At 42.2% G+C, this 24332-nt stretch carries 20 protein-coding genes; 13 read left to right on the top strand and 7 right to left on the bottom strand.

Annotation, left to right across the window (positions count from 1 at the left end; all coding sequences use genetic code 11):
• The first annotated feature begins 12 nt into the window (after nt 1-12).
• The 9 genes from M5U24_RS07535 to M5U24_RS07495 all read left to right on the top strand — a co-directional run bounded on the left by M5U24_RS07535 (nt 13) and on the right by M5U24_RS07495 (nt 8172).
• Complete coding sequence (locus M5U24_RS07535) at nt 13-528, top strand: hypothetical protein (RefSeq protein WP_099324085.1); 516 nt, start codon at nt 13-15, stop codon at nt 526-528.
• Nucleotides 529-705: 177 nt separating this feature from the next.
• Nucleotides 706-1701, top strand: coding sequence for a VWA domain-containing protein (locus M5U24_RS07530; RefSeq protein ID WP_099324086.1), 996 nt, complete (start codon nt 706-708; stop codon nt 1699-1701).
• Between the two features lie 156 nt (nt 1702-1857).
• Nucleotides 1858-2772, top strand: coding sequence for a VWA domain-containing protein (locus tag M5U24_RS07525; protein ID WP_157820360.1), 915 nt, complete (start codon nt 1858-1860; stop codon nt 2770-2772).
• A 16-nt stretch (nt 2773-2788) separates the two neighbouring features.
• Entirely contained in the window at nt 2789-3670 is an 882-nt protein-coding gene (locus tag M5U24_RS07520; RefSeq protein WP_099324088.1) for a tetratricopeptide repeat protein, read from the top strand.
• A gap of 459 nt (nt 3671-4129) precedes the next feature.
• A complete protein-coding gene (locus tag M5U24_RS07515; RefSeq protein WP_099324089.1) occupies nt 4130-5971 on the top strand; it encodes a BatD family protein in 1842 nt (613 codons plus the stop codon).
• Nucleotides 5968-6837 carry a tetratricopeptide repeat protein gene (locus tag M5U24_RS07510; RefSeq protein WP_099324090.1) on the top strand — a complete coding sequence of 290 codons (870 nt, stop codon included), beginning with the start codon at nt 5968-5970 and terminating at the stop codon, nt 6835-6837. The genes M5U24_RS07515 and M5U24_RS07510 overlap by 4 nt, the downstream gene beginning before the upstream one ends.
• Before the next feature lie 514 nt (nt 6838-7351).
• A complete protein-coding gene (locus tag M5U24_RS07505; protein ID WP_261341080.1) occupies nt 7352-7474 on the top strand; it encodes a hypothetical protein in 123 nt (40 codons plus the stop codon).
• Nucleotides 7475-7528: 54 nt separating this feature from the next.
• Nucleotides 7529-7657 carry a hypothetical protein gene (locus tag M5U24_RS07500; protein WP_261341081.1) on the top strand — a complete coding sequence of 43 codons (129 nt, stop codon included), beginning with the start codon at nt 7529-7531 and terminating at the stop codon, nt 7655-7657.
• 95 nt (nt 7658-7752) lie between these two features.
• The gene (locus M5U24_RS07495) at nt 7753-8172 is read left to right on the top strand and encodes a hypothetical protein (protein WP_099324092.1); all 420 of its coding nucleotides are present in this window, start codon (nt 7753-7755) and stop codon (nt 8170-8172) included.
• 155 nt (nt 8173-8327) lie between these two features.
• Here M5U24_RS07495 and M5U24_RS07490 read toward each other — a convergent pair whose 3' ends face one another.
• Entirely contained in the window at nt 8328-10703 is a 2376-nt protein-coding gene (locus tag M5U24_RS07490) for a PDZ domain-containing protein (RefSeq protein WP_157820361.1), read from the bottom strand.
• Between the two features lie 304 nt (nt 10704-11007).
• Here M5U24_RS07490 and M5U24_RS07485 point away from each other — a divergent pair, with 304 nt between their 5' ends.
• From M5U24_RS07485 to M5U24_RS07470, 4 genes are all read left to right on the top strand, one after another.
• Nucleotides 11008-12015 (top strand): HD domain-containing phosphohydrolase, encoded by a 1008-nt coding sequence (locus tag M5U24_RS07485; RefSeq protein WP_099324094.1) that lies wholly within the window; start codon nt 11008-11010, stop codon nt 12013-12015.
• 103 nt (nt 12016-12118) lie between these two features.
• Nucleotides 12119-12307: a hypothetical protein gene (locus M5U24_RS07480; RefSeq protein ID WP_099324095.1), complete on the top strand. Its 189-nt coding sequence runs from the start codon at nt 12119-12121 to the stop codon at nt 12305-12307.
• Nucleotides 12308-12794: 487 nt separating this feature from the next.
• The gene (locus M5U24_RS07475) at nt 12795-16127 is read left to right on the top strand and encodes a diguanylate cyclase (RefSeq protein WP_164994825.1); all 3333 of its coding nucleotides are present in this window, start codon (nt 12795-12797) and stop codon (nt 16125-16127) included.
• A gap of 346 nt (nt 16128-16473) precedes the next feature.
• On the top strand, nt 16474-17547 hold the full coding sequence (locus M5U24_RS07470; protein WP_099324097.1) for a DUF362 domain-containing protein: 1074 nt from the start codon (nt 16474-16476) through the stop codon (nt 17545-17547).
• A gap of 145 nt (nt 17548-17692) precedes the next feature.
• On the opposite strand, the gene phoU is transcribed toward M5U24_RS07470, so the two are convergent.
• The 6 genes from phoU to M5U24_RS07440 all read right to left on the bottom strand — a co-directional run bounded on the left by phoU (nt 17693) and on the right by M5U24_RS07440 (nt 24290).
• On the bottom strand, nt 17693-18358 hold the full coding sequence (phoU, locus tag M5U24_RS07465) for a phosphate signaling complex protein PhoU (protein ID WP_099326961.1): 666 nt from the start codon (nt 18356-18358) through the stop codon (nt 17693-17695).
• Nucleotides 18348-18485, bottom strand: a complete 138-nt coding sequence (locus M5U24_RS07460; protein WP_157820363.1) for a hypothetical protein — start codon at nt 18483-18485, stop codon at nt 18348-18350. Before M5U24_RS07460 ends, phoU begins: the two co-directional genes overlap by 11 nt.
• A 4-nt stretch (nt 18486-18489) precedes the next feature.
• On the bottom strand, nt 18490-19257 hold the full coding sequence (gene pstB, locus M5U24_RS07455; RefSeq protein ID WP_099324098.1) for a phosphate ABC transporter ATP-binding protein PstB: 768 nt from the start codon (nt 19255-19257) through the stop codon (nt 18490-18492).
• Nucleotides 19258-19321: 64 nt separating this feature from the next.
• Nucleotides 19322-20923: a phosphate ABC transporter permease PstA gene (pstA, locus tag M5U24_RS07450; protein WP_099324099.1), complete on the bottom strand. Its 1602-nt coding sequence runs from the start codon at nt 20921-20923 to the stop codon at nt 19322-19324.
• Entirely contained in the window at nt 20920-23184 is a 2265-nt protein-coding gene (locus M5U24_RS07445; protein WP_099324100.1) for an ABC transporter permease subunit, read from the bottom strand. Before M5U24_RS07445 ends, pstA begins: the two co-directional genes overlap by 4 nt.
• Nucleotides 23185-23315: 131 nt before the next feature.
• Nucleotides 23316-24290, bottom strand: coding sequence for a PstS family phosphate ABC transporter substrate-binding protein (locus M5U24_RS07440; RefSeq protein WP_099324101.1), 975 nt, complete (start codon nt 24288-24290; stop codon nt 23316-23318).
• Nucleotides 24291-24332 lie beyond the last annotated feature (42 nt).

The raw sequence follows: 24332 nt of genomic DNA, 5'->3' as shown, positions 1-24332 counted from the left end.
AAAGGATGAAAAATGGTAAAAGCGCCGGAAAAATTTATGGAAACATATTTAAGTCGTGAAAAAGAGCTTAGTGGTAAAAAGGAAAGGAGACCTTCCCGTGAGCATGCAGCGGTATTCTCCCCGGAAAAAACGAACAGACTTAAAAGGAATATGCAAATAATCTGGGGAATTTATGGCACTCCGGAAATTAAGGAAATCCTGGCAAAAAAAGAGAGGATTCATTTTTTAGATTTGAAAAATGCCAGGGCTTGCCTGAATCTTTACTATGTAAACAGAGGGGTACTGGCTGAATACGAAGTAGATATGGGAGACCAAAGAGATCTTGCCGGCGCCAGGATATACAAGCAATCGGAAACGCTTATTAGTAGGTATTTCTATACGGAAAAGGGAGCGGAAGAACTATTGAAGTCAACAAATGAGGCGTACCAGGCTTTTGTCGATGCTCTTTCGGCAAATGATATAGAAGAAAATGCCCTATGGGATGCAATTGCAAAGCAAGAAAGCATTAAACTATCGCCGGGATATTAAAAACCTTCATGCATGCTGCTAAATCCTCTCTATCGAGAGGGGCCTGGGAGGGGTGTTATCTGTCCCGTTCCCAAACTCCAGCCTGAGAACGAGCATTTTTACATTTTCAAAAACCAAACTATTACCGTATATTTAATTTATATTATTAATACGTTTTTCCATGATATGTTGTTTTAAATGATTCTTCGAGACCCTTTATTACTACTGTTACTGGTTATTATTCCCTTTCTGTTGTATGTTTATTTCCGGCAAAAGGGAACACATCCGCTGATTTTTTCTTCAATAAGAAATCTAAAAAAATTAAAACCTTCACTTGCACAAAGGTATCGCCACATCATTGTTGTTTTACGCTCGCTGGCTATTGCATTATGTATTATTGCATTAGCGCGTCCGCAGCAAGGCAATGAACAAACAAAGGTAAAGACAGAAGGGATAGACATTGTTCTCGCCGTGGACATTTCAGGAAGTATGCTGGCGGAAGATTTCGAGATGGACGGCAAACGCCAGAACCGTTTGTATGTGGTAAAGCAGGTGGTAAAGGATTTTATAAACAAACGCTCAACCGACCCTATCGGCCTGGTGGTATTTTCGGCTAATGCCTACACACAATGCCCTTTAACGCTCGACTATGGGATATTACTGCAGTTTTTGGAAAAAACAGAGATTGGGCTACTTGAAGACGGCACAGCAATCGGCTCTGCGATTGCTTCCTCTGTAGACCGTTTGAGAAATACAAAAGCACAAAGCAAGGTGATTGTGCTTTTAACGGACGGCAGAAATAATTCAGGGCAAATTGACCCTCTTACCGCAGCGGAACTTGCACAGGCATTTAATATTAAAATTTATACGATCGGGGCAGGGTCAAAGGGATTGGTCCCTTATCCTGCAAGAGATTTATTTGGAAACAGGGTGATGAGACAGGTAAAGATAGATATTGATGATGAAAGCCTGGCGGAAATAGCAAATATTACCGGAGGCCGGTATTACCGGGCTACCGATACGGGGTCGCTCAAAGAAATTTACCAGCAAATAGATGCGCTCGAAAAAACAGAAACGGAAATAACCCATTACAAGGAATACAAGGAATTGTTTCATTATTTTCTGCTTCCGGCATTTGGGTGTTTATTGATTGAATTGTGCCTGAAAAAAACAAAATTAAGGAAAATTCCTTAATAACTGTGCCTGTTTTTACACATACTACAGAAAACAAAACTATTATATCGGGAATACAATTTACCACATATGCAATACGGCAATCTTAATTACTTATACCTGCTTTTCATTGTACCTGTTCTGGCTATAGGGTATATACTCTTCTTTCAAAGAAGAATGAGAGATTTAAACCGGTTTGCCAGTCTCGATCTGTTGAAGATGGCAGGCTTTTCCCTTAGCAGAAAAAAACAATGGCTCAAGGCTGTTCTGATGATTATTGGAGTCCTCTTTCTTATCATCACACTCATAGAGCCCAAATGGGGATATCATTGGGAAGAGGTGGAAAAAAAGGGCATTGATATTATGATTGCGGTTGATACTTCCCGAAGTATGCTGGCAGATGATGTAAAACCAAACCGCCTGGAAGTCGCAAAACGGGAAATTGAAGACCTGTTGAAAATACTGGAAGGCGACCGTGTCGGGTTGATTGCATTTGCGGGTAGGGCGTTTACTTATTGTCCACTCACCTCTGATTATAGCGCATTCCGGCTTTTTTTGAATGATTTGAATGTAAACATTATCCCCGTAGGCGGGACTGCAATAGCCGAGGCGATTTATAAGGGCATCGACGCCTTTGGCGAAAACGAGAACAACCATAAAGCAATGATAATAATTACCGATGGGGAAAACCACGAAACCGATCCATTAAAAGCGGCAAGTAAAGCAAAAGAAAAGGGGATAGTCATCTATACGGTCGGCGTTGGCAAAAAAGAAGGGTCGTACATCAAAATCATTGATGAACAGGGAAAAGAGACTTTATTAAAAGACGCACATGGGCAGGTAGTAAAATCAAGGCTGGACGAAATAACCCTGAATAAAATAGCGCTTGAAACAGGCGGACTTTATACACCCGCATATGGTACTAAATGGGGACTGGCGAAGATTTATAATGAAAGCTTCGCACAAATAGAAGGGTCTGTTTACAAGACACAAAGGGTTAAAAAATATGTAAACCGGTTTCAGATCCCCCTTTTCTTTGCCATTATTTTCATATGCCTCGAATGTTTTGTGAAAGAAACGAAATACTCTTGAGAGAAAAAAGGATTCTATGACGAATGTGCTGCCTTTCATTATAAGCGGTTGGTTGTTTCTCGGCTGGATAGACCCCTTTGCCGATCAGGTCCGGCAGGGAAATGAACTCTATAAAAACGGAAATTATGACCAAGCCCTGGAAAAATATCTTAACGTACAGGTAGATTCCCCAGATGTTCCGCAATTGAGTTTTAATGTTGCTGATACGCAATACAAGCGGGGTAAATACGATGAAGCACTTAAATCATTTGAGAAGGTGCTGAAAACGGGAACCCCGGAAATGCAGGCGAAAACCAGTTTTAACATAGGAAACACACTCTATAAGCAGGGGAAGATGGGCGAGGCATTAGACTGGTATAAAAAAACGGTTGATATTATTGATGAAATAGCACCAAAAAAAGGCGGTGAACTTGAACAATTAAAAAACGATGCAATGTATAATCATGAATTTGTCGAAAAAAAATTAGAGGAACAGCAACAACAGGGGCAGGATAATCAACAGGAACAGGAACAAGAACATAAACAAAGTGAACAGGAACAGCAAAATGACCAGAACGAAGGCGATGATCAATCTGCTGAAAATAAAGAACAAGAGGGTAAGGAACAAGAACCGGATGGAGGTAACCAGCCATCCGAAGATAAGCAGGAAGAAGATTTAAACAAGGAGAATGAACAACCTTCTCACGCGAATGAAGAGCAGCAGCAGCAGCAGCAGCAGAAAGATAAACCTCCTACACAGCAGCAGGATGCGCAAACCCAGGAAGAGGGAAATCGACAAATGTCGAAAGAAGAAGCGGAGCGTATTCTTGATGCGTTGAATCAGGTTGAAAAAGAGGCGAGACCAGTAAACAGAGAAAAACAACACCAGCCACACAGGTCGGTAGAAAAAGACTGGTAATTCCTAAGCTGGTAAAGCCGGAACCAAAAAAGTACTAATACATCGTTTCGTTAAAATGTGTACTTAAAAAAATGTCATTGCGAGGAGTGGAGCGACTAAGCAATCTCTTGTTCCTAAAAGACTTAAGATTGCTTCGCTGTCGCTCGCAATGACGGTATCAATGTAGATATTTTAATTAAACATTATACTAGATAAAAAATATGAAGCACGAAATACGAAACAAATTCTAAATTTCAATTCCACCCCCTGCACCCCCGCCAGCAGGGGACATTTTCCCCTTTTGGAGGGGGTTGAGAGGGAGGATTTTAGAATTTGTTTCGCATTTCGGATTTTACCATTAAATGTTTTGCCAAAAAGCACGCACTGACGAATGGAAGTGTGCAAAGAAATTACTGATAAGGTGCTAATTCAGAGTGGAGCGGTAAATAGGAATTTATTTGGTATAGGAAATATTTTAAAATGAAGAAACTTACAGGCTTTGTTTGGCTTTTTATGTTACTGGCAATTATTTTCGGAGGCATGGAAAAGGTATATGCCTCGGAGATTGGTTTAACCGTCACGGTAGATAAAAACATATTAACATTGGACGATAAGTTGAAACTCACATTGACCGTCTACGGCGCACAGGATGTATCTCAGCCAACATTCCCGGAAATAGAAGGCTTTAGCGTGTTGTATGGACCTCAAATTACCGCACAGACGCGAATAATCAACGGGGAGGTATCGATAAGCAAGGGATACACCTATATGTTGCAACCCGTTGCAAAGGGCAAATACACCATCGGCTCATCAACTCTGACGCACAACGGAAGGCAATATACCTCAAATCCGATAAATATTGAAGTGATAGAATCAAAACCTTCCACAGGCACAAAAACGATTGATCTTGATAAGTTGGTTTTTGTGGAATTGTATACGGATAAAGATGCGGCATATTTATATGAACAGGTAACCCTTTACTTCCGGCTCTATTTCCAGAAAGGATTGCCGGTTGCTGATATTGATTACACTGCGCCTGCTACAAGAAATTTTATGGAAGAAAAACTGGGTGACCAGCGCCAATATGAAGTAGTAAGGGATGGCATACTCTATAGTGTACTGGAACTGCGCACCGCGATATTTCCAATAGTGTCTGGAGAATTGGCAATAACGCCGGCAAAAGTAAAATGTAACTTAATTGTTCAGGAACAGAGGAATCGCAGGGGGACGCCGTTTGATGATTTTTTTAACGATTCATTTTTTGATGACTTTTTTGGCAGTGGACAAAGGAAATATCCCGTAGAAAGGACAACAAACCCTGTTCTCTTAAAAATAAAACCTTTGCCGGAAGACGGAAAACCAAAGGAATTTAAAGGCGCCGTGGGAAATTTTAATATGGAAGCTTCCGTTAAAACATCCCGGGTAAGGATAGGAGACCCGATAACATTGTCTATTTCTGTATATGGAGACGGGTATATTCAGACCATAAATGAACCTGAGCTGGCATTCAATAATGACGAAGATTTTAAGGTTTATCCCGCAGAAGCAACTACACAAATTACCAATAGAGAAGAAGTTCTTCGCGGCAGAAAAGTATTCAGCAAGGTAATTGAACCACAAAATACAGAGGTAAGAAACATCCCTGCAATCGTATTCAGCTATTTCGATCCTCGTGAAAATCAATATAAAACAATTACAAAAGAACCGATTCCTATCACGGTGGATTCATGGGAACAGGAAATACCCATTCAATTGGCACACTCTCTGGAAAAATCGCCGTCTTCCCGGCGGCAGGTACAGTTGCTAACACAGGATATCCTCCCCATCATGACCAATCTTTCTTCTTTGAAGAATCAGGGAAATCCTCTCTATAAAAACCCCTTCATCGTAGGAGGCCTTTTTCTTCCCGCTATTGCCCTGGCAACCACTTTTTTTGTTGTACGGCATAAAGACCGTCTTCAAACGGATATCGGTTATGCGAGAAACAGAAGGGCACGTTCCGTGGCAAACAAAAGACTCACCCTTGCGCAATCTGCGCTTTTTGGGGATTCATCCCCCATGTTTTATGCATACCTTTCCAGGGGAATTACCGAATACCTTGCGGATAAATTCAATATTCCCGCCGCAAGCGCGTCGGGTGGAAAAGTGGAGGAATTGCTGCGAAATAACAGAGTTTCGGATGACGTCATTGCTGAAGTAGCCCAATGCCTGTCTGATTTTGATTACCGCAGGTTTTCCAGCGACGCCGGCACGATAAATGAGAGGGAAAACTCTTTAAAGGTTGCAGCGCAGCTCATTACAAAATTGGAGAAACAACTATGATTCGAACACAATTCCAAATATTCATTTTTGTTATACTGTTTATTTTCGGAGGGGTGGCATTTGCAGATGCCCTTTTGAAGGATGAGGTGATAAAAATGTTTACCGCTGCAAACGAAGACCATTTGCAGGCCATGAAGCTCATAGCGGAAAAGAAACTTCCGGAAGCAAATAAAAAACTCGAAGAAGCCGCGCTACAGTATGAGATAATCCTTTCCAAAGGTTTTCGGCACGGCCAGATTCACTATAACCTCGGAAATACTTACTATCGTTTGGGAGAAGTGGGCAAAGCAATTTTAAACTATCGAAAAGCCGAGAGGTTGATGCCGGGAAACGCAGAGATTAAAGCAAACCTGAGACTGGCAAAAAACTCCATCGAAGACAAAGAGGTTATTCATGAGACGCCGGCAGTCATTCAACGGATATTTTTCTGGTTTTTCCTCTTGAATCAGAGTGGACTCGCGGTCTTTTCGGTATTAATTTATGTAATGACCATGTTGTTACTTATTGCGTTGGTGATTTTAAAATATAGATGGTTGAAACGTCTTATCGTAGGCTTCGCGGTTGGATTGCTGATCGCTGTTGTATCGCTGGGAATAAAAATGTACGTGGAACGGGGCATTGATCACGGAGTGATAATAGCAAAAAATTGTTTGGTGCGGTATGGTCCAGGGGAAGAATATGAAACGAAATATGAAATTCACGAAGGGGCGGAATGTGTCATTGAACAAGTAAAAGGGCAATGGTATAAGGTATATGTGCATGTAGGTATAAAACAGGGAGATCCCCTGCGGGCTGATGCTGATAAAAAAGAGGATAAGGAAATAAGAAGGGGCTGGCTGCACAAAGACGCCGTGGGCATCATTTAGTAGCGACGTGCCGGGTCTTCAGGCAGATAGAGATATGGGGGGTTAATAATCAGTGGATTTTAATCGTACAAAATCTGTGGTCACTGCAATTGTGAAAATCCAAAATACTAAACACGAAATCCGAAACAACTTCTAATGACAAAATGATTTGAAATTCTAAACGAGAGTATCTTTCGTATCTCGCTTTTCGTGCTTCATATTATTGCCTGCCTGTGCGTGATCTCATGCAGACAGGGATGTTTTGGATTTGTTTTGAATTTTATACTTTGTTATTCGGATTTGTTTCGTATTTCGGGAGCATTCCCGATTTTTTGTAAGCGTTCATGGAGTTGGAGCAAAACAACCCTGACAGGGTTTGAAACCCTGTCAGGGTTAACACTACTGTACGTTTTATTAAAACAGGCGGAAGTCACAAAAAATCGGGAATGCACCCCGTATTTCGTATTTTTTATTTCTTGTTTGTTTGGTTCTTGGCTATGCCATCTCAGGAATTTTAACATTTTTGGAGTTTATAATGGGCGGAATATACGGCAAATTAACGATTACCGCATTTATTTTATTTGTGGCAATCCAGGTCGGTTTTATTATCATGTGCGCAGCGTTTGGCAGAAGAAATAAAAATGTCTTAAAACCATAGAAATAGTAAAACGTAAGATAAAGTAAAAACGGCTGAATTATTTAGGGGATTTTTATGAAGACAATTAATTTAAAAGCTCATTTTGATGGCAAAAAAATACTTTTAGATGAACCATTTGACATTGAACCAGATACAAAACTCATCATAACTGTTTTGCCGAAGCACTTGGATGAAGAGCGGTAAGACTGGATGGTCATCTATACAAAGAGGCTTGCAACAGGCTTGTGGAAAAAATGAGCCAGAATATTCTACGGATTTAATAAAATTGGAGGAGAAAAATGACAGAGATTGATAAGCAAGACGAAAGAATTGGTTTCATCTTTGGTGGTGAGATTCCAGATGTCACGGAAGAATCTTTAGCGACATATCTGACCTACTTAAAGGAGCATATCGAATTGCCATGTGAGCTAACCGGCATCGAAGATTTTGATTGGGAAGAGTATTATGTGATTGGTCCAGGAGACCAAAAGGAGTATGAGAAGCTAAAAAAGACCAAACCCTCTTATACTGATAAGTACGATATGCTCTCGTTAGCAACTGAAGTAGATGAATGGGTGGGGATTTTGGTCAATTTGAAGCGAGTCTCAGATAAGAAGAAATTCACTTTACCATTAGCGGAGCTGAAAGCAACAGATGAGAAATTGAAGAACTATCAGTTGCTGGATGATTATTCTGTCTGGTTTGTAAATAATCGATAGCAAAGCGGTAAACAGGTATTGGTGATTGTGTGGTGAATCGCCGCATAACCGTTGCACACAGGTTGGGTCAAATGGGCAATTTTATCCTGTTTTTGCGATATGCATTCCCCACTTCAAAAAAATAGTACTGAATAGGGCATATGCTTCGCCCCTACTTACTTTTTGTTTAGGAGAAGGCCGCCATTTGCCCTGTAAAAGAGGGAATCCCCCCGTACAACATCACAAAAGACGTCGCTCTCTCCCTGGTTGTCAAGCAGCATGCCTATGCCGGTGATTTCTTCTGTTTTTGACGGAAAGGAAAAACCCTGGCTGCTGTCCTTTGCCCGGTAAACGTCATCTCCCTGAAAATCCGCCAACACTCCGATACCCTTCTCCATGCCCGCCCCCTGCGAGACGATTTCGCCCGTATAGATGTCATTCCCCATGGTATCAACAAGAAACCCTATGCCGGTATCGTGCCCACACCCCTGCGAAACGCCAAAAGAACACTCGTATTTGTCGTCACCCCCGTTATCCCCCAGTATTCCAATTGCAGAATGTATGCCGGCGCCCTGGGCATAGCGGCTTGCATAGTAGGTATCGCTCCCTTCGGAATCAAACAATAACCCCATTGAAAAATAATATCCGCTGCCCTGAGAGAAATAGTCGCCATAATACCTGTCCGAGCCTTTTTTATCTATTAATATCCCTATGCCACCGGAAGCCCCCACTATGGTAGTTTCAGGTCTGATGCCCATGCCCATTCCCTGCGACATGGATTGAAAGGATTTTTCAGGATCCCTGAAATCAGGGTATTTTCCGCCGGTAAAATAAAAATCGTTTCCATTATCATCTTCCAATATCCCTATTCCTTTTGTAAACCCGACTCCCTGCGAAAACTGGCGGCTGAAATAAACGTCGTTACCATTGGCGTCTATCAATTGTCCCAATCCAAAAAAACCAACCCCGCTATTCAACGCATTTCCGCTATAGAAATCATCGCCTTCATTATCTAGTAATAGCCCTACTCCAAATAAACCTGCTCCCTGCGCAAAATCCCGTCCCAAATACTTGTCATCACCTTTAACATCCTCAAGAATACCAATTCCAAATCTGCCGGTTCCCTGAACAAATGATTTTGCGGCATTATACGTGTCATTACCTGAAAAATCAATGCAAACGGAAACGGGTATTTCTTTACCCGATGCGCCTGCATTATTAGAATAATAATCATTTCCGCCAAGATCCACGATGACCGCTGCATCATTATAATAATAGGTAGCGCCGGTTCCACCGATGACGATCTTCCCTATGCTTGTATCCTGCACCAGTAAAACATCGCCGGCATAGTCATCGTCTCCCCCTGCTTCTTTACCGGAAGGAATTTTAATGTTATCTGCACCCTGGAGGAATGCTGGCAGGGTAAACGGCTGTAAAGCCGTTTGCGTCAGATCGCCGTCATATTTTTTTATATCTTCAATCCTGTGCAGCATCAGTGTTACGGCTTCAAATAATCCTGAAAGATCAACCTTTTGAGACAACTCAAGCACTCTTGCCATATCGGATGGCTCAATAGTTTCTTCCTGAACCCATATTTTTTGAGCGGATTGATACAAAAAATCAAACTCATCCTCTGTTAAAGCGTCAAACACTTCCTTGATAAGCGAAACACAGGGGACAATATCATTGATGAGCCTTTGTATGCTTGCCTGCAAGTCCCCCTCATGGTTTATTTCTTCTCTTTCTGAAAATTCAACATCTAATAACTTTGCCGCAGACAGCACCTGGCCGGCAATGCTTTCTTCCAGAAAAAGATCCCGGATAATTTTACCGGTTTCATACGTATTCATTGGATTTTGCAGCGAATAATCTATTATGGACAAACGAAACGGATTTGATGCTTCATTTGTCTGATATCCTTCCCTTACGTAAACTTCCTCCCCTATTCTTTGAATAGTATCGCTGCACATTTTTCTATATGCCCTGTTTTCCATTACAAAGTCCATAAACGATTGCCCTTGTCCTTTTTTGGCACCTTGGGTTAAAAATGTTTTCGGGGATAAAACAGGGAGACTAACGGGTTTTTTCACATTTTTTAAAAGTTTTGCGATAAGCTCCGGCCTGCACTCAATTACATTGCCATCCCTTAAGACCGTCAGTGTCGGAACGGCTCCGGCGCCCATAGTTTCTATACTATTTTTGAACCTGATTAAATTCTTCCCTTCATTATCGACAAGAGGTTCATTGTTAATCTTTGTTATAATATCTCCCGTTTTCATGCCTGCCTTTTCTGCCGGAGAACCTTTTGTTGTTTCTACAACCAAAATGCCTTTGTCCTTTTCATTTTCCATAAAGATGCCAATCCACCCCTTATTGAAATGTACCTTTTCCTTATCAAAGCCTGTCTCCGAAAGTTCAAAAAAATTTTCAGGAGAAAAGCTTACATCCCTGACTGATACCGGCACAGCCTCTTTTGCAAAGGCATGGTGAGGTAACATATTTACTGTAAGTGTACAAAAAAGGATTACCCTGTATAAAATTTTTATAACCATATTCATATTCATCCTCATTTATCTTCGTTCGTAACGAAGCAACCGCTTCGTTCTACAAGTTTGAAATTCCTAAGCCGGCATAGCCAGAACCAAACTAGAAATAAAAAACATGAAAACACTTTCCGGCAGCATAATCAACATTGTGTGTTTATACGCCCTTTATATTTGCTTGACAAGATAAATTAAAGCTAATATCATAACCAAACGTCACGTTTTTAACCCGCCGCGATGAGGCTTGCAGCATGGGTAAACCATCAGTACGCCCATCAAAAATAACATAACATTTAACCAATATACCTATACAATGGAACTTTTGTATCCGGAAAAAGAAAAACCACCATTAATCCTCGTTGTAGATGACGTTGAGGCACACCTTGAACTCATAGAAGCGGTATTGACCACAGAAAGATATAGGGTTGAAGCTACCACCGACGTAAAAAAAGCCATTCGGTTCACTGAAACTCATTCTCCTGAATTAGCCATTCTGGATGTAATGATGCCGGGGATGAATGGCTACGAATTGTGTAAAAGACTGAAGTCTACCTCCAGGAGAAAGTTCTTCCCTATAATCCTCGTGACAAGTCTCAATCAGGTAGAAGACAAAATAACAGGACTTGAGGCAGGGGCAGACGATTTTTTCAGCAAACCATTCAACACCCTCGAACTTATTACAAAGATTCGCTCCCTCATTAAACTTGAGAGACTCCAGGATGAACTGGAATGCTCAGAAGATATAATCTTTACCCTCGCAATTACCATCGAGGCTAAAGATTACTATACAAAAGGACATTCAGAAAGGGTTGGCAATTTGTCGGCGGAATTTGCCGGTTTTTTAGGATTTCCTGATAAAGATATCATTAGTATCAGAAAAGGCGGCATATTGCACGACATTGGAAAGATTGGAATAAATGAAGCAATACTTCTAAAAAGCGCCCGTCTTTCCGAAGATGAAACAACCCTGGTGAGAGACCACCCTGTGATCGGATCAAAAATCTGCAAACCATTATATTCCTTACGCCAGGCACTCCCTATTATAAGAAGCCACCACGAGAGATGGGACGGAAAAGGCTACCCTGACGGACTTACGGGCAATGAAATACCTGTTATGGCAAGAATGGTAAATATTATTGACACATTCGATGCGATGACGTCTATAAGACCTTACAGGAATGGTGTTTTTACGCGGGAAGAAGTCATAGCCACCATGAAGAAGGAAAAAATGTCAGGACAATGGGATCCCCATCTTACGGGAAAATTTATAGAAATGATGGAAAAGCAGTATCTGAATCAATGGCCGCTGAAAAGAGATTAACGTTAATGAGTCTGTGATTGGCTCATAGCAATCTGGCTAATGGCTATCGTTTTTAATCTGTACTACTATCCATCAACTCGTGGCTAAATAAAAAGGAGACTATGTGAAAAATATAACACTTGAAACTATTTGCAAAAAGATTACTGATCTGCAGCATGATATAAATCTGATTAAGAAGATTCTTTTAGAGGAGCCAGAGTTACGTGAAGATTTTATTTTACGGATAAGAGATATTGACCTGGAAAGGTCCATTATAGTTGATGACTTCAAAGAGAGATACGGACTAAAATAGTGTATAAGCTTGCCACTAAGGAAAGTCTTGACAAGAAGTTCAAAAGACTTCAGAAAAAAGACAAAGAAATGCTGCGGTTAATTAATCGGAAAGTACAAGAGATATTGGCAGATCCTTATCGTTTTAAACCGCTGAAAAAACCATTGCAAAATAAACAAAGAGTTCACGTCTGAGGATCATTCGTTTTGGTTTATGAGATAAATAAAAAAGAAAAGATTGTAACACTTTTCGATTTTGATCGTCATGATAATATCTATAAAGATTAACTACAGTGTTACGTTTTTTGACATTTGAATTTGTTTCGTATTTCGAATTTGGTTGCGGCCAAAGGCCGCGCCAGGAAATCTGTGGTTCCCTCGTCGGCAGTCTTCAGTCTACAATCGACAATCGGCAATCGGCAAATTGCAGATTGAGGACTGAGGATTGCAGATTGAGGATTGATGACTGTTAACAGATTGTTTCTTTAAATAATATGGAGTCTGGCAGTATGATAAAAATTGCCATAGCGGGTGCAGGAAAGGGCGGCAAAGCCCTTCTTGATATATTTCACAACAATGGCGAGACACAGGTAGTCGGCATAACCGATAAGGACAAGAATGCGCCCGCCCTGCGCCTCGCTAAAGAATGTGGAATTTTTAGTACAGATACCATTGATGAACTCTATTGTCAAAAACCAGACATTATTCTCAACGTTACCGGCAACGCTGAGATAAGTGAATATATCAGAAAATCTTCCCCCAATCCTGTAGAGGTTATAGAGGGTACAGGGGCAAGATTCCTCTGGGAATTAGTAAGTAAACAGCAAGAAGCCAGAAAGGACATGGAGGCACTGTATCAAAGCGGGCTACTCATTACACGATCTAAAAGTTTAACCGGCGCCCTTGACGAGGCGCTTGGTTCCGCCTTGAGGCTTACGGACACACCTGCCGGGAGCATTGCAATCATTGACGGCGAAGAAATGATTATGGCCTCTCAAAAAGGCTTAAGCCGCGATTTCCTGAAATCATTGCGATGGAAACCCAGAGGGGATGGCATTACCCGATATATACTGGAACAAACCAAGCCGGTCGAGTTTCAGGATGTTGAGAAGGAACCGATGTTTAATGATACGGTGATTTTAAAAGAAGGTATAAAATCTCTCCTTGCAGCGCCGCTCCTTCTAAACGGCAGTGTAGTCGGCATACTCTATTTAGACGATTTCAAGCCACGGGTATTTACCGAAAGACATAAAAACCTCATAAAACTCTTTTCTACAATGGCCGCCCAGACAATTGAAAAGTATAAATTACTCCACGACCTGGAAGCATCCTTAATGTATTTTCAGGGGATGCTGGATGATTCGGGCGACATAATTATCACCACTGACTGCGAAGGCAATATTGTGAAGTTTTCAAAGGGCGGCGAGAAAATTTTAGGCTACAAGGAACATGAGATCAGAGGCAAAAAATGCTCCGAACTCTACGTAAATAAAGGGGAACGGACGAATATCCTCGAAGCACTCAGGGGAAAGAGTTCTCTCTCCAATTATGAAACAACACTCCTCAAAAAAGATAACACCCCGGTTGATATAAGCCTCACTATTTCGGAGTTGCGGGATAAGACAGGTAACGTCATAGGCACCGTAGGGATAAGCAAAGACATTACCGAAGAAAAACGCATGAAAGGTGAACTGGAGAAGAAGAATAAGGAACTTGAGGAACTGACCAACAACCTGGAAGAAAAGGTGCTTGAGAGAACAAACGCGCTTGAAAAAATGAACAGGGAGCTTGTCAGGGCAAACGAACTGAAAGGACGTTTCATCGCAAACGCAAGCCACGAACTCAGGACACCTCTTCATTCCATAATAGGTTTCTCAGAAATACTGCTCCAAAAAACCTTTGGAGATTTAACCGAAAAACAACAAAGATACCTGAACACCATCTTTGGTTCTGCCAAACATCTCCTTTATCTGGTGAATAATATCCTGGATCTGGCAAAAATAGATGCTGGTAAGGCTGAAATTTCCTATCAGACATTTCCGGTGAAAAGCGTCATTGATGAAGTATTAGTGGTAATAAGGCCACTTGCGGACCGGAAGATGATAGTGCCTGAGACAGTGGTCCATCATGACGTCTATTTTACCGCAGACAAGATAAAGTTTAAGCAAATCCTCTACAACCTGATAAGCAATGCAATTAAGTTTACGGCGGATAGCGGCAATGTAGGCATTGCCATTGAAAAGATAATCAGCGATAAAAAAACCTTCCCATGGGTAACAGAATCGCAGGAGTTCCTTAAGGTCTCCGTGTGGGATACGGGAATAGGCATCAAACCGGAAGACAGAGAGCGGATCTTTGAGGAATTTGAGCAGATCGATTCCTCAAAATCCACGGAGGGCACGGGACTCGGCCTTTCGCTTACGAAAAAACTCGTGGAAATACACGGGGGACATATCACGGTTGAAGGCATTTATGGGCAGGGTTCGGTCTTTAATGTCTACATGCCCTTCATAGTCAGGGAAGGATACGGTGCTGTAAAGGCATCCATGACTTCCCTGACGGCCTTGCCAGAAGAAGAACAACAAGGGCCACTGATACTTGTGGTGGAAGATGATTTACCGACAGCCGAGATTCTGGACATCCATCTTACCCAGGCAGGTTACCGGGCAGCGCATGCCTATGACGGAGAAGAAGCATTACGTAAGGCAAAGGAACTCAGGCCATTTGCGATTACCCTTGATATTATGCTTCCAAAAAAAGACGGTTTGGCGGTACTTCAGGAGCTTAAGGCGGATGCGGAAACCAGAAATATTCCGGTAATAATCCATTCTATTGTGGAGAATAAAGAGCTGGCTTTTGCCTTGGGGGCAGCAGACTACCTGGTAAAACCAGTGGAAAAGACAACTCTTCTCGAGAAACTTTCGGAAATGTCTTTTGTCACAAAGAAAAGCCATTTTCCAGTAAACATTCTTGTTATTACCAGCGATGAAACCACCATGGGGACCCTTCATAGCACCATTGAAAATGAAGGGTTTCTGATGCAGACTGCCACTGATGTTGAAAGTGGACTTAGCCTTGCATTGGCGACAAAGCCGAATTCTATTATCATTGATTTGGGCATACAGGAGGGAGGATTTAAAATAATCAGAGAATTTCAGGAAAATCCCGCCTTGAAAGACATACCCATTTTTGCCATTGCCGCAGAAACACTTTCTCCAAACGAACGGTTGGAAATGGTAGATCAGATAGAATGGGTTTTATGGAGGGAATCATTAAGCTCAAAATCATTTATAAATCATTTGAAGGATATCGAGATCATGCACCCGAAAAGGGCGGGGCTTATTGATGAACTGACCATGATTTTCAATCACCGGTATTTTCAGATACGGCTGGTGCAGGAAACATTGAGGGCGGAACGATATAATCTGCCGCTGGCGCTTATACTTTTCGATATTGATCACTTTGACAACTATGTTGCCCGGAAGGGAGAGTACTATGGCAATCTCGTCATTAAAAAAACCTCCGGGCTTGTCAAGAAAAACACAAGGGGGTCTGATATTTTTATCCGGTACGGAAACAGCACTTTTGCCCTGCTGCTGACAAATACCATTATGTCGTCCGCAACCAACCTCGCAAAGAGATTTGTCTCAACAATCCACGATTATCCGTTCCTTTATGAAGAGGTTCAGCCTATGGGCAAGATCACCATAAGCCTGGGTCTTGTTGAATTTAAGGCGCAGTCTCCTGAAGAATTCGTCTATGCCGCCGAATTTTCACTCTCTGCTGCAGCAGCAAAGGGCAGAAACAGGGTAGAAGTGTATAGGAAAGGCGATAAAACATAAATACAGTATCAATTTAGAAATACAAGCAGTCATCATGTTTCATTTGCACAACACACAGAAACAATGAAAATGGTTTTATAACCATATCGTGTTGTAGTATATGTGCTTAAGCTATTTTTTGTAGTCTTACTTTCGAGGCAGAAGAATAGATGCTGATCAACCCTGTTTTACTGCATGCCGACAGGGGGGATTATTGGGGTGTTTGAAACTCCTAAACTTTAAATTAGGTTGGGTTTTTAAAAGACAAAAACCTAACGGCATTCATTTTTACCCACCCCTCCCAAAAGGAGGAATTTGATAATCCTTCTCTTGGGAGGGGTGGGTTTGTTCAAAGAAGGATAGAAATATGAAGTCTAAAGTATATTTTATAAAAACTGAAAATGGAGAAAAGGTCCCTTCCCTCGCTGAAAAAGCGGGAAAATTGTTTGATTATGCCAATTTTAAGGACGCCATTAAGAAAAATGACATGGTGGCGGTAAAAACAAGTTTCGGCGAAAAAGGGAATATCGGATACCTCAAACCACCAATTATTAAATCAATTGTCAACAAGGTAAAAGAGCATGACGGGAAACCTTTTTTAATTGAAACAAACACGTTGTACCTGGGGAGAAGGACAAATGCCGTTGATCATATCGCACATGCGCACGAACATGGTTTCAGTTATGAAAGTGTTGGCGCTCCGATCATCATCGGAGACGGCCTTTTCGGAGAACATGATGTGCAGGTAGAGATCAACCAGAAAATGTGCAAATATGCCCATGTTGCGGGAGTGGCAAGGGCGTCCAATGCAATCGTCTCTATTTCCCATGTAACAGGACACCTCGCAACCGGCATGGGGGCAACGTTGAAAAACATCGGGATGGGACTCTCTTCACGCGGTGGAAAATTATCACAACATTCTGGAGTCATACCGCAGATTCTTAAGAAAAAATGCACCACCTGCGGGGTATGCGGAAAGTGGTGTCCGGTTGGAGCGATTAAAATTGGGGAAGAATATGCAATCATTGACCCGCAAATATGCATCGGCTGCGGAGAATGCCTGGCAGTATGCCAGTTTCAGGCGGTAAAGATTGCATGGGACGAAAATGCCGTAAATCTCCAGAAAAAGGTGGCGGAACACTGTCTTGCTCTTTTAAAGGGAAAAGAAGGGAAGGCGGTTTTCTTTAACTTCCTCACGCACATTACCCATCATTGCGATTGTATGGACAAACCCTTTGAGCCTGATATTGCAGACATCGGCATCATCGCCTCATGGGACCCCGTTGCAATTGAAAAAGCGACCACCGATCTAATCAGGGAACACATCGGCAAGGACTTTTTTAAGGAATCCTGGCCAAAAATAGATTACACCGTTCAGATGAATTACGCCCAGGAAATAGGTTTGGGGAGTATGGCGTATGAACTGGTGAGTTGTGGATAAAAAAATTTGCAACACTTTAATCTTTGAAAAAGTAGAGGCGAAGCATTTGCTGTAAATTGTAATAAATGTATCCATACCCAAAATGGCAAATGCTTCGCCCCCTGCTTTTTCAAAAAACCAAATTGTTATATTTCAACGACTTTCACTAATATTTCGACACATTTAATTCTTCCATTTCACCCGTAACCATATATACCGTCCTTTCCGCTATATTTGTCACCCTGTCCGCAATACGTTCCAGATTGTGAGAAACCCATGTAAGGTAGGTTGCCAGATTGATTATCTTTGGATTACCCATCATCAGCAGCAAAAGTTCGTGGTAAATCTGGTCGTGGAGCGCATCCACTTTATCATCTTCATCACATACACTCCTTGCCGCTTCCACATCTCTTTCCATAAAGGCCTTGAGAGATTTTTCCAGCATGGCAATGCCTATCTCCCCCATTCGTGGAATATCAACCAATGGTTTTATCAAAGGTTCCTCGCCAATCATAATATTTATCTTGGCATTGCCCTCCGCATGATCACCCATCCGTTCAAGGTCGGTTATTATGCTCAGAATAGCGGTCAACGTCCTTAAATCCACCGCCAGAGGCTGTTGTGTCGCAATGAGTACAATACATTTCTCCTCAATGTCAAACCGCTTTTTGTTAATCTCCAGGTCTTTTTTTATAATTTCCTTCGATGCCTCTATGTCTCTGGTTTGCAATGCCTGTATGGAATCCTGTATCGCCTGCGAAACCATTTTCCCCATATCAAGCACTTCGTCCTGCAGCGCTTTTAAAGCCTTGTGATATACTTCACGTACCATAACGTCCCCGCCTCCCCTCTCTTTTAAACCGGCAAAACCCGTCCTTTCCCAGCACCATAACATGGCGTAATTGTTCCAGGATACCCTGCGAAATAACCGCTGTTTTTGCAATGAAAATTGTTTTCACGTTTCTACCCGAACCTGCCCGTTATATAATCCTCTGTCCTTTGTTTTTTCGGTTTCGTAAATAATTCAGTCGTATCATCATACTCTACAAGTTCCCCCATCATAAAGAACCCGGTATAATCGGAAACCCTTGCCGCCTGCTGCATATTGTGGGTTACGATAACCACCGTGTAGTCCTTTTTCAGTTCGACAAGCATGTCCTCTATCTTTGCCGTGGCAATCGGGTCTAACGCGGAACAAGGTTCGTCGAGAAGTACAATTTCCGGTTCCATGGCGATTGCCCTTGCGATACACACCCTCTGTTGCTGTCCTCCTGACAGTTCAAGGGCGCTGAGATGGAGGCGGTCCTTTACCTCGTTCCATAGCGCCGCCTTTATAAGCGTCTTTTCGCAGATATCATCCAGTGTATTTTTTTTCTTTATTCCCAATACACGCGGACCGTACACCACATTCTCATAAATTGTTTTCGGGAACGGGTTTGGTTTCTGGAATACCATGCCAACCCGCTTCCTGAGTTCAGTGACATTGACAGAGGGGTCGTAAATGTCTTTTCCGGCAATCTTAATGGAACCCTCAATCCGCACCCCTTCTATAAGATCATTCATGCGGTTTAAACACCGGATTAACGTTGACTTTCCGCATCCGGAAGGCCCGATAAACGCTGTGATCATTTTTTCTGAAATATCCAGGTTTATGCCATTCAGGGCTAAATTGTCGCCGTAATACAATTTCAGGTCTGTAATATTAACTACCGGATTAGGTTTTTTTTTCATTTTACCGGGAGAAATGGTACACCTCTCTTGTTTTCAAAATTACTTCTTTAGAAACATACATCTCTTATACAGATGACATCCTGTATTTTTTTCTCAACTTGTTACGCACTATTATTGCCGTAATATTTAATACCAGCACGCTAAATAGTAATGCAAGGGTTGTGGTATATACCATGGGAATTGCAGCCTCGACATTTGGCGACTGAAACCCTACATCGTAAATGTGGAAACCCAGATGCATAAATTTTCTTTCTAAATGAAGAAAAGGAAAATGATGGTCTATGGGGAGAGAAGGTGCAAGTTTCACAACACCCGTAATCATAAGCGGTGCAACCTCTCCCGCTGCCCTAGCCATTGCCAGAATAGTACCGGTAAGTATGCCCGGGGCGGCCTGGGGAAGCACAACCCGCCATAACGTTTCAAATTTTGTTGCGCCAAGGGCGTAAGAACCTTCCCTTATCGATCCGGGCACGGAAGACAGCCCCTCTTCCGTAGAAACGACCACTACCGGCACCGTTAATAATGCCAACGTAAGCGCTGCCCACAAAATACCGCCCGTTCCAAACGTAGGGGACGGCAATGCAGATTTAAAAAACACATTGTCAATAGTACCCCCTATTAAATAGATAAAAAAGCCAAGCCCGAATACCCCGAAAACAATTGAGGGAACACCTGCCAGATTGTTGACCGAGATGCGTACTATCCGTGAAATAAAATTATCACCGGCATATTCTTTCAGATAGACTGCCGTCAATACTCCAAGGGGAACGACGGCAATACTCATGATAAATACCATCATGACCGTACCAAATATTGCAGGGAATATCCCCCCTTCCGTATTGGCCTCCCTTGGTTCATCGGCAATAAACTCCCACAATTTTGTCAGATAAAAACCTGTTTTTGCGAATACATGCATCGAATTGGGTGTGTACATACGTACTACCTGAAAAACAGGAAGTATTTTTTCTTCTCCACCGGCAAGACGTATGATGAATTCTTTCTCTCTTGCCTTTTGGTAAAGGTTTGAAAGCAAGGCCTCCTTTTCGCGATATATTTTCTCAAGGGCGTCAATTTTTATTTTGACGCCATCCATTTTTTTTTGAACTATATCAGACGGCGGCAGCGACTGTAATTGTTTTACGATAATTCGTTTTTTTTCCATCTGATAGTTAATGTCGCCAATTTCCTTTTTTTCGAGCCGCCTTATTTTTTTGAAAAGTTTTTTATTTTCGTTTATAAACCCCATTGCCCCTTCCGGTTGTATTGCTTCAATCCCGCCGTTCTTTCCTATAATGCCCTGCAAAAACCCATACATATTTCCCCACTCGCGCCTCTCGATGGCAACAGCATCGGCGGGATATTCCAGTAAAACTATTTTGTCATCATCAATCCATCTGAAATCAAGTCCGTAAATATCACGGTTGCCTATTTTGATCTTTGTCCGGTAACCATCTTTTTCGTAGGGAATAGGCTCTTTTTTTGCCACCTCCCCTAAAACCGTTGTCCCGTCTTTGAGATGAAAATGAACAATGGTATGCGGCCAAAATATACCAAGCCCTTTTATCATAATAAGCGTAATCAGCCCGCAAACCATCAAAAGGCATATGGTCAGAGAGCTTGCGGTTAACCACACATATGGATCACCTGACTTTAAAAACTTTTTCATAGTTTACTGTATTTTTTCTTCATCTTTTGCCGGACTACTTCGGCAAGGGTGTTAACAATAAATGTTGTCACAAAAAGCAGAAGTGATGCAAGAAAAAGCACCCGGTAAAGAGTTCCGCCAAACGGCGCTTCGGGTATTTCCACGGCAATATTTGCAGCCAATGCCCTGAATCCGCTGAAAAGATTCCAGTCCATCACAGGGGTATTACCCGTTGCCATAAGCACGATCATGGTTTCCCCCACTGCCCTCCCAAAACCGATCATAACTGCAGAAAAAATAGCCGGGCTTGCGGTGGGGAGCACAATCTTCATCGCGGTTTGCCACGGTGTAGCGCCAAGTGCCAAAGAAGCGAAAATAAGGCTTCCGGGAACATTGCTCATGGCATCTTCTGATATGGTAAAAACAAGCGGTATCACCGCAAATCCCATGGCAAACCCTACTACAACTGCATTTCTCTGGTCATAATGCAGCCCTAAAACATGTAATAACCACTGCCGGTAATCTCCTCCAAAAGCAAACGATTCAAATACCCCCGAAAGGCAAATAGATCCAAAAATTGCGCTGATGATAAATGGTATCAAAAATACCAATTCCACGCCATGTTTGTATTTACTTTTGCAGAATAGAGGAGTCACCTTCCAGATAATCATCGCGGCAGAAATGGAAAGTACAATGAAAAATGGCATAATTACCAAAGCCGGAAAGATTTTTTCAATTAACGGAGCAAGCCATAATCCTGCGAGAAAACCCAGAATCACACTGGGAAGTGCCGCCATTAATTCAATAACAGGCTTGATTACCTTTAAAGACCGGTGGAGAAATTGCGAAGTATAGAGCGCCCCGAATATGCCGATTGGCACGGCAATAAGCAGCGCATACACCGTGCCTTTGATCGTACCGAAGATTAAAGGAATCAGGCTGAACTTTGGCTCAAAATCGTCCGTACCGCCGGTTGATTGCCATATGTATTCAGGTTTTTCGTATCCCTCATACCATACCTTGCCAAACAGTGTCTTTAATGTAGTTTCAGGATGCGGGTTAGAAATGTTCCACAAATATAATGCGCCTGATGCATCGGCTGCCAGGATGCCGTTTGCCTTTTGAGAGAAGGCAAGTGCGGTTACAGGAGAAGACGTTTTCACATTTAACAATGTTTGTTCTGATGTGGCGTGGCGGAGAAGTACCAAACCGTTTGAATCGGCAGTAACAAAACCCTTGTCTCTCACAGACCCGGCAATAGCCACTACCGGGGCGTTATGGGATTGAAACGTATGTATTTTTTTCAGCGACCATCCCGAGAGAGACAATGCATCTCTCACCTTCATCCAGGAGGAAACTTTGCCTTCTGAGTCGCCAATCACCAGTGAAATATCGCCCAACAAAAACCTCATTGCGGAGACGACGCTGCCGGAAACCTTTACCCGTTCCAAAACTACGGGTTCCTCTTTCTCCCTTATGTCAATACATATTACCTCCCCTGAATCTGTGCCGACATAAAGATTATCCATAAAAATGTCAAGGGCAAGGGCAGTTATGGCAATCGTCCCTTCCCGCAGTGGCTGTTCCGTCTGATTATGTATAAAAGGGGTAATTCTACGTAACGATTTTTTAATGAGGCGGGTAATATCCTGGCATAAATCCCTCTTTTCCCCTTCTCCAAAAAGAGAGGTCTCTATTATTGAAGAAAGCAGCAACAACCGGCCATCGTCAGTATGTACCGCAGTAACACTTGTTTCTTCATCCTCCCGCGAAACAATGTGTTTCACTGCAAAAGGCAAAGAATCGCCTTCTTCATTCGTATGAATCGCTTTACGCGAAGAAATTACCGGGGATATTATCCGTTTTCCGTTTTCAAACGATTGGGTAAAACCAATGGAAACCGTTAAAATTCTCCCGTCATCCATTCCCATAACATGATGGTCTTTATATTTGTCAACCGATGTGATATGCGCGTTACCAATCCCGGGAAGATCGTGTTTCCTGATAATACTGCCGTCCCGCAGCGAGACAAATTCTGTTTTGCCATTATTATACACGACATACGCAATCTCCAGATGTTCATCAGCGCCAATACAAACCGCCGCCTTACGAATGGCAAATGTATTTTCTTTTACAACCTTCGCTCCTTTTAAAAGGGGAAGGACTTCCATGAAGATAAAGACAAAGAGGGCAAGTATTACAAATATGGTGGCTACACCGCTGCATGTGATCATCCAGCGGGCAGTTTTGTCGGTAAGTTTTCTGCTTTTCAGGCTTTTCATATGCGAACAAACAGTGCGGTCTAAAAGAAAACCACCCCTCTTCCCTAATTTTCAGTTTCTTAGGAATACAAAGGGGTGATTATTAAAACAATTTGATTGAATGCAGATATTGAGAATCGCAATGATGGATGCTATTCTATTTTTTTCAGTTCTTTTTCCACAACTGACGACGGCAATGGCATATATCCATCTTTTATCACTATTTGCTGGCCCTCATTGCTCAGGATAAATCTGACAAATTCTCGAATCAGAGGGTCAAGAGGCTGCCCCGGTTTTTTGTTAATATAGATATAGAGAAATCGTGCAAGGGGATAAGAACCGTTCAGCACGTTCTCTGATTTTGCCTCTACAAAATGCCTTCCCTCTTTCAACGCAACAGGCACGGTTTTGATACCCGATGTCTGATATCCTATACCGCTATATCCGATGCTATAACGGTCTTCAGTAATCCCCTGAACCACAGAGGCAGAACCAGGCTGTTCTTTTACCGTATTTTTAAAATCTCCTTTAAAAAGTGCATGTTCCTTGAAATAACCGTAGGTGCCGGAAGCGGAATTGCGCCCATAAAGACTTATCGGTTTTGACGCCCAATCTGCCGTCAGCCCAAGTTGTCCCCAGGTCTTAATATCTTCTTTATATCCGCCTCTTCTGGTACTTGAAAAAATCGCGTCTATCTGCGGCAGGCTCAGGCCTTTTATAGGATTATCCTTGTTTACATATACCGCCAATGCATCGAGCGCTGTTCTTATTTCTGTTGGTTTGTAACCATACTTTTTTTCAAATGCATCGATTTCCGTTGGTTTCATAGCCCTGCTCATCGGGCCAATCTGTGCTGTCCCTGAAATCAGCGCAGGAGGCGCTGTTGTAGACCCTTTGCCTTCAATCTGTACCTTCACGTTGGGGTATAACCTATTGAAACCCTCTGCCCAAAACGTCATGAGGTTATTCATGGTATCAGAACCGATGCTGTTCAGATTTCCCGAGACACCGCCTATCTTTGCATAGGATTTAATCTCCGGTTCAGCCGTTAATGGTTCTTCGGCATAGGCCGCACCTATTATTCCCCAACTTGCAATAGTTAACAATAACAATAATTTTTTCATCATTATAATCATTCCTCCTTAAATTATATGAGCGATATATTACTC

Origin of the sequence: Candidatus Kuenenia sp., from assembly GCF_027493735.1 — a bacterium.
Taxonomy (GTDB): Bacteria; Planctomycetota; Brocadiia; order Brocadiales; family Brocadiaceae; genus Kuenenia; species Kuenenia stuttgartiensis_A.
This window is presented reverse-complemented; position numbering and strand designations above follow the sequence as displayed.